This is a genomic window from uncultured Thermus sp. (assembly GCF_938010445.1).
Lineage (GTDB): Bacteria > Deinococcota > Deinococci > Deinococcales > Thermaceae > Thermus > Thermus altitudinis.
Genome location: NZ_CALLUR010000019.1, coordinates 1 through 6,656 on the forward strand (window position 1 = coordinate 1; position 6,656 = coordinate 6,656).

The 6,656-nt window shown below is 65.3% G+C and carries 6 protein-coding genes; 3 read left to right on the top strand and 3 right to left on the bottom strand.

Annotated elements, in window-relative coordinates:
- The 3 genes from Q0693_RS00960 to Q0693_RS00970 all read left to right on the top strand — a co-directional run.
- Positions 1-1,756, top strand: a 1,756-nt coding sequence (locus Q0693_RS00960; protein ID WP_298628453.1) for a cation-transporting P-type ATPase, incomplete at its 5' end; no start/stop codon positions are given.
- Positions 1,753-2,202 (top strand): CBS domain-containing protein, encoded by a 450-nt coding sequence (locus Q0693_RS00965; RefSeq protein ID WP_298628456.1) that lies wholly within the window; start codon positions 1,753-1,755, stop codon positions 2,200-2,202. The genes Q0693_RS00960 and Q0693_RS00965, both read left to right, overlap by 4 nt.
- Positions 2,199-3,164: a sodium:proton exchanger gene (locus tag Q0693_RS00970; protein ID WP_298628459.1), complete on the top strand. Its 966-nt coding sequence runs from the start codon at positions 2,199-2,201 to the stop codon at positions 3,162-3,164. Before Q0693_RS00965 ends, Q0693_RS00970 begins: the two co-directional genes overlap by 4 nt.
- Here the strand turns inward: Q0693_RS00970 and Q0693_RS00975 are convergent.
- The 3 genes from Q0693_RS00975 to pnp form a co-directional block, all read right to left on the bottom strand.
- Positions 3,128-3,589, bottom strand: a complete 462-nt coding sequence (locus Q0693_RS00975; protein ID WP_298628462.1) for a universal stress protein — start codon at positions 3,587-3,589, stop codon at positions 3,128-3,130. The genes Q0693_RS00970 and Q0693_RS00975 overlap by 37 nt on opposite strands.
- Before the next feature lie 3 nt (positions 3,590-3,592).
- Positions 3,593-5,323: a ribonuclease J gene (locus Q0693_RS00980; RefSeq protein WP_243029493.1), complete on the bottom strand. Its 1,731-nt coding sequence runs from the start codon at positions 5,321-5,323 to the stop codon at positions 3,593-3,595.
- A 57-nt stretch (positions 5,324-5,380) separates the two neighbouring features.
- The coding region (gene pnp / locus Q0693_RS00985; RefSeq protein WP_298628468.1) for a polyribonucleotide nucleotidyltransferase at positions 5,381-6,656 on the bottom strand (1,276 nt) is incomplete at its 5' end.

Below are 6,656 nucleotides of genomic sequence, written 5' to 3' on the forward strand. Positions count from 1 at the left end.
AGGGCTGGTGGCCTTGGGTTTTCTGGTGGAAGGCTTTTCCGCCCAGGTGTTCCTCTTCGCCGTGGCCTTAGCGGTGGCGGCGGTGCCGGAGGGGCTTCCTGCCGTGCTTACCTTGGCCTTGGCCCTGGGGGTGGAGCGCATGGCCCGCCGCAAGGCGGTGGTGCGCCGCCTTGCGGCCGTGGAAGCCTTGGGCAGCGTCACGGTGATCGCCACCGACAAGACGGGCACCCTTACGGAAAACCGCATGGAGGTGCAGCAGGTGGTGGGGCCGGACCCCCAAGGGGCCCTTTTGGCCATGGTCCTCTGCAACGACGCCGATTTGGAGACGGGAGCGGGGGACCCCTTGGAACTGGGCCTTTTGCGGTATGCGGCCGAACGCCTGGACGTAAAGCGGGTACGCCAAGAACACCCCCGGCTTTCCGAACGGCCCTTTGACAGCGCCTGGAAGTACATGCGGGTGACCACGCCTGGGGGTAGTTTCCTGAAAGGGGCTCCCGAGGCCCTCATACCCCGCCTGGCCTTACCCGAGGAGGAGAAGCTGGCCCTTTTAGGGGAAGCAGAGGCCCAGGCTCAGCGGGGTTTTCGCGTGTTGGCCTTGGCGTGGGGCGAAGGGGAGCGGGAGGAAGGGTTAAGCTTCCTGGGCTTCGTCCTTCTCCTGGACCCGCCCCGCCCGGAGGTACCGGAGGCGGTGGCCAAGGTGTTGAAGGCCGGGGTTCGGGTGGTGATGGTCACGGGGGATCACCCGGCCACGGCCTTGGCCATCGCCCGCCAGGTGGGTATTCCTGCGGAGGTGGTGGCCACCGGGGACGAGATCGGGGAACTCTCCGAGGAAGACCTTCTAGAGGTGGATGTCTTCGCCAGGGTCAAGCCGGAGGATAAGCTGCGCATAGTAGAAGCTTTTCAGAAAGCAGGGGAGGTGGTGGCCATGACCGGGGATGGGGTGAACGATGCCCCGGCCCTCAAGCGGGCCGATGTGGGGGTGGCCATGGGGCTGAGGGGCTCGGACGTCTCCCGGGAAGTGGCGGACCTGGTCCTGATGGACGATAACTTCGCCACCATCGTGGCGGCCATTGAGGAGGGGCGGAGCATCTACGAGAACATCCAGAAGTTCATCCGCTTCCTCTTTTCCACCAACCTTTCCGAGGTCTTGGTGGTAACCTTGGGAATGGTATTTGCTGCCCTCTTAAACTTGCGGGACGAGGCTGGACATCTCCTCCTTCCCCTCACCGCAGTGCAGATCCTTTGGATCAACCTGGTCACCGATGGCCTACCGGCCCTGGCCCTGGCTTTGGACCGCAACCCTGGGGTGCTGGACCGGCCGCCCAGGCCTAAGGAAAGCCCCCTTTTGGATCCGCCTTCTTTGAGGTTCATCCTGCTTACGGGAAGCGTTAAGGCCGTCTTCGCCCTGGGCATCCTGGCGGGGCTTTCCGGGTGGATGGGCCGCGCTGGGGTTCAGGGGGAGCCCGTTGAGGTAGCCCGCACCGCCACCTTCCACTTCATGACCCTGGGCCAGCTCTTCTTCGCCTACGCTGCCCGGCACACCCACCTGATTCCCCTTCCCAATCCATACCTGCACGGAGCCGTGGCCCTGGGTATCCTGATCCAAATCCTTCTGGGCAATCTGGCCCCCGGGGTGTGGGAGGCGGTGCGGGTTCCGGCCTGGATCTGGGGGTTGGTTTTGGTCCTTGCCCTTCTGGCCTGGCTTATGGCGGAGGGGGTGGACCGATTAGTATGGCGGAAGGAGGCTAGGCGATGAAGGCCAAAGACGCCATGACCCGTCCTGTGGTAACCGTGCTGCCCGAAACTTCTCTGGTGGAGGTGGCCCGGCTGATGCTGGGAAAAGGCATTGGGAGCGTCCTGGTGGTGGACAAAGAGGGGCGCCTGATGGGCATCGTCACCGAAAGCGACTTCCTGAAGGAACGAGGCGTGCCCTTTTCCACCTTCCGGGCCCCCATGCTCTTGGGCCGCTTTATGGGGGCCGACGGGTTGGAGGAGGCCTTGGCCGAGGCCAGGCGCACCCGGGTGGAGGAGATCATGACCAGCCCGGTGCACGCCGTGGGGCCGGAGGAACCCCTTTCTCGCGTACTGGACCTCATGTTGGCCTACGATATCAACCACGTGCCCGTGGTGGATGGAGAGGGGAAACCCGTGGGGATCATCACCCGGTTTGACCTGCTTCGCCTACTCCAGCCCCAGCTATGACCGGGATCGCCTTTTTGGCGGTGGCGGCGGTCATCCTGCTGGCCGGGCGGCAGGTGGCCTTCTACGGGGACGTCCTGGCGGAGAAAACGGGGCTTGGCCGCACCTTCATGGGCCTTTTTCTGGTGGGCATCACCACCAGCTTGCCGGAGCTTTTCAACGTGACCAGCGCGGTTGTTCAAGATCTTCCCGATATCGCCGTGGGGAACCTTTTGGGAGCCAGCATGGTGAACTTCCTGCTCCTCACCGTGCTGGATGCCGTCCACCCTCGTCCCCTCACCGCCCGGGCCAGCCAAGGGCATGCCCTGAGCCTGGGGCTAGCCATCCTGCTTCTGTCCTTGGCGGGAATGGGCCTTTTGGCGGAAAGGGGCTGGGGACGGATCGGGGGGTTCGCCCTGGCCCTTTTTCCCCTTTACCTTTTCGCCCTTTGGCTTTCCTTTCGCTACGCCAGGCGTTTTCCCCACGACGAGGTCCTCGAGGAGGAAGCCTATGCCCATATCCCTTTAGCGAAGGCCCTCGGCCGTTACCTGCTAGGGGCAGGGGTATTGGTGGGGGCGGCGGTGGCACTCCCGGGTCTGGCCGCGGCCCTGGCCCGGGAGACGGGGCTGGGCCAGGCCTGGGTGGGCACCTTTTTGGTGGGGTTGGTCACCACCCTACCCGAGGCCACGGTGACCCTGGCCGCCGCCCGCCTGGGGGCTGTGGACCTGGCCTTGGGCAACGTGCTGGGGAGCGTGATGTTCAACACCTTTTTGCTTTCCTACGCCGACATCCTGGCCCCTGGCCCCCTGTTAGCCCAGGTGGGGGGAGGCCACCTCCTCAGCCTTCTGGCCCTCCTGGGCATGGCCGGGACGGTGCTCACCGGGCTCATGTACCAGAGCCTGAGGAAGCTTTGGGTTCTGGCCTACGACTCCTGGGCCATCCTGGCCCTTTACCTGCTGGCGGCCTCGCTCCCCCTGGTGCGGTAGGGCACCACCAAGACGGGCTTGGGGCTTCGGCGGACCACCTCCCGGGTGACGCTGCCCAAAAGCACCGCATCCAGCCCCGTGCGCCCATGGGTGGCCATGACCACAAGGTCGTGCTTCACGGCTTCCTTTAGGATCACCTCCGCGGCCCGCCCCTCCAGGAGATGGGCTTCAAAGCCCACCCCCATCTCTTCTGCCATGTGGGTGGCCCGGTCCAGGGCGGCCAAGCCCTCCTGGCGCAGGTCCTCCACCAGGGCCTGGTAGTAGGGAAGGGTCTCGGGGCCAAGGAGAAGCCTGGGCCCTAGGGGCTCGAGGGCGTAGAGAAAGGCCACCCGGGCCCCCAGGGCCTTGGCCAGGCGGAGGCCCTCCCTTACCCCAGCCTCCGCTGCCGGGCTTCCATCGGTGGGAAGGAGGAGGCTTTGGTACATGCTTTACCCCTCAATCACCACGGGCAGGATCACCGGGTCGCGTCCCGTGGCCTTTTTCAAGAACTTCTTCACCGGGTAGTAGATGTCGTCACGGATGCGCTCTAAGGACTTTTTCTCCCGCACCCCGTTTTGCAGGGCCTCGAGGGCCAAGCGCTTCACCTCGCCGAGAAGCCTTTCCCCAGCCTTCACGAAACCCCGGGACACCACCTCCACCACGGGGTCGTGGGCCGCTAAGGCGGTGATGACCACGATCCCCTCCTCGGCCATGTGCTGGCGGTCGGCCAGGATCTCCTCGGTGATGTCCCCCACCCCCAGGCCATCCACGTAGAGCATCCCCGAGGGCACCTGGCCCACCTTGTCAAAGGTTTCCCGGGTTAGGCGGTAAACGGCGCCGTTTTCCCCGATGAGGGTCTTCTCCGGCGGGCGGCTCATGGACTCCGCCAACCACTTGAAGTTGGTCTGGTGGCGCACCTCCCCGTGCCAGGGCATGAAGAAACGGGGGGTGGTGAGGTTCAGGATGAGCTTGAGCTCCTCCTGGGAGGCGTGGCCGGAGGCGTGGACCTTGTAGGTGGGAGGGTAAAGGACGTAGGCCCCTAGGGCGTAGAGGCGGTTGATGACCCGGTTCACCGCCTCCTCGTTGCCGGGGATGGGGCTACTGGAGAGGATCACCGTGTCCCCGGGTTTGATGGCCATCTTGGCGTGGCCCTCAAAGGCCAGGCGGTGGAGCACGGACATGGGCTGGCCCTGGCTTCCCGTGGCCAGGATCAGCACCTGGTGGTCGGGGAGGTCCTTGACCTCGTCCAGGGTGTAGAGGCGGTCCTTCACCTTCAGGTAGCCCAGCTCCAGGGCGATGCGGCTAAAGCGCACCATGCTCCGCCCTTCCATGGCCACCTTGCGCCCGTACTTCTCCGCTGCCCAGATCACGGCTTGGATGCGGTGGATGTGGCTGGCGAAGGTGGTGACGAAGACCCTTCCCGGGGCCCGGCCGATGACCCGGTCCAGCTCCTTGGCGATCTCCATCTCGCTGGGGGTGTAGCCGGGGCGTTCGGCGTTGGTGGAGTCGGCGATGAGGAGGAGCACCCCCTCGGCCCCCGCCTGGGCCACCTTGGCCAGGTGGGAAACCTTTCCGTCTATGGGGGTGGCGTCCAGCTTGAAGTCCCCGGTGTGCACGATGGTGCCAATGGGGGTGCGGATCACCAGGCCGGAGTTGTCGGGGATGGAGTGGGTCATGCGGAAGAGGTCTAGGGTGAAGTACCGCCCCACCGTGATCCGGTCGTCGGGGGAGATTTCCTTGAGGTTGAAGCTTCCTGGCCTAAGGCCGAACTCCTCCAGCTTTCCCCGTAGCAACCCCAGGGTGAGCTTGGCGCCGTAGATGGGCACCTGGCTCTCCTTGCCAAAAACCATGGGGAGGATAAAGGGAAGCCCGCCGATATGGTCCTCGTGGCCGTGGGTGAGCACCCAGGCCTTGATGAGGTGGCGGTTTTCTATGAGGTAGTCCACCCGGGGGATAAGGAGGTCCACCCCGGGCATCCCCTCGTCGGGGAAGGCCAGCCCCCCATCCAGCACAAAGATCTCGTCCCGGAAGCGGAAAGCGGTGATGTTCTTGCCGATCTCCCCCATCCCCCCTAGGGGCACGATCTCCACGTGGTCCCTGCCATCCCCAGGGGCCATGGGGGTGGTGTCTGGTGGCCGTCTGCGGCGCCGTTTCCGTGGTTTGCGTTCCTGGTTTTCCATAAACCTCCCATTTTCCCGGCCAGACCGGGATTATGCCAACAGAAAAGCCTCCTGGGGCTAGCTCCGCCGCCTGGGGGGAATCTTCCCCTCCAGCTCGGGTCGGATCAGGTCAATCTTGCCCCGCTCGTCAATGCGGTGCACCTTGACCTTGATCACGTCCCCCACCTTGAGGTGGTCCTCCACCCGTTCCACGCGTCCAGGGGCGATCTGGCTGATGTGCAAGAGGCCCTCGGTGCCAGGAAAGAGGCTGATGAAGGCTCCGAAGGGGGTGATCTTGGTCACGGTGCCCTCGTAGATCTCCCCCACCTTGGCCTCCATGGTGAGCTCCTCTATGCGCTTCTTGGCCTTCTGGGCGGCCTCCATGTCGCTGGAGTAGAGGCGCACCGTTCCGTCCTCTTCTATGTCCACCTCTACCCCTAGCTCCTCGAGGGCCCGCACGTTCTTCCCCCCAGGCCCAATGACCAGGCCAATCTTCTCCACGGGCACCTTCAGGGAGAGGATCCGGGGGGCGAAGGGCTTGAGCTCGGGGCGCGGGGCGGGGAGGACGCTTTCCATGAGGTCCAGAATCCGAAGCCGGGCCTCCCGGGCCTGCATGAGGGCCTCCTTCAGCACCTCCCGGGGCAGCCCCCCCACCTTGTTGTCCATCTGCAGCGCCGTGACCCCTTTTCGGGTCCCCGCCACCTTGAAGTCCATGTCCCCAAGGGCGTCCTCCAGCCCCAGGATGTCCGTGAGGATCACCGCCCGGTCCCCTTCCCACACCAGGCCCATGGCCACCCCGGCCACCGGGGCCCGGATGGGCACCCCGGCATCCATGAGGGCCAGGCAGCCGGCGCAGACCGTGGCCATGGAGCTACTGCCGTTGGACTCCAGCACGTCCCCCACCACCCGGATGGTGTAGGGGAAGGCCTCCTCCGGGGGTAAGACGGCCTTGAGGGCCCGTTTGGCCAGGTTGCCGTGCCCCACCTCGCGCCGGGAAACCCCCCTTAGGCGCTTCACCTCCCCGGTGGAGAAGGGGGGGAAGTTGTAGTGGACCAGGAACTTCTCCGTCTCGTCAATCCCCAGGTCGTCAATGATCTGCTCGTCCCGGCCCGTGCCCAGGGTGACGGTGCCCAGCACCTGGGTTTCCCCCCGGGTGAAGACGGCGGAGCCATGGGTGCGGGGGAGGACGTCCACCTCGATCCAGATGGGCCGGAGGTCCTTGGGTGTACGGCCATCCGCCCGCTTGCCCTCCTCCAGGACCAAGCGCCTCAGCTCCTTGCGCACCACCTCGGCGAAGGCGCTTTCGTAAAGGGGCTTCCGGCTCTCGTCCGGGGTGCCGTCCTCCCCCTTGGGC

What these genes read in the sequence shown, in the direction of transcription:
- Q0693_RS00970 (WP_298628459.1), top strand. Translation starts at nt 2,199, where the DNA reads ATGACCGGGATCGCCTTTTTGGCGGTGGCGGCGGTCATCCTGCTGGCC.
- Q0693_RS00975 (WP_298628462.1), bottom strand. Translation starts at nt 3,589, where the DNA reads ATGTACCAAAGCCTCCTCCTTCCCACCGATGGAAGCCCGGCAGCGGAG.
- Q0693_RS00980 (WP_243029493.1), bottom strand. Translation starts at nt 5,323, where the DNA reads ATGGAAAACCAGGAACGCAAACCACGGAAACGGCGCCGCAGACGGCCA.
- Q0693_RS00965 (WP_298628456.1), top strand. Translation starts at nt 1,753, where the DNA reads ATGAAGGCCAAAGACGCCATGACCCGTCCTGTGGTAACCGTGCTGCCC.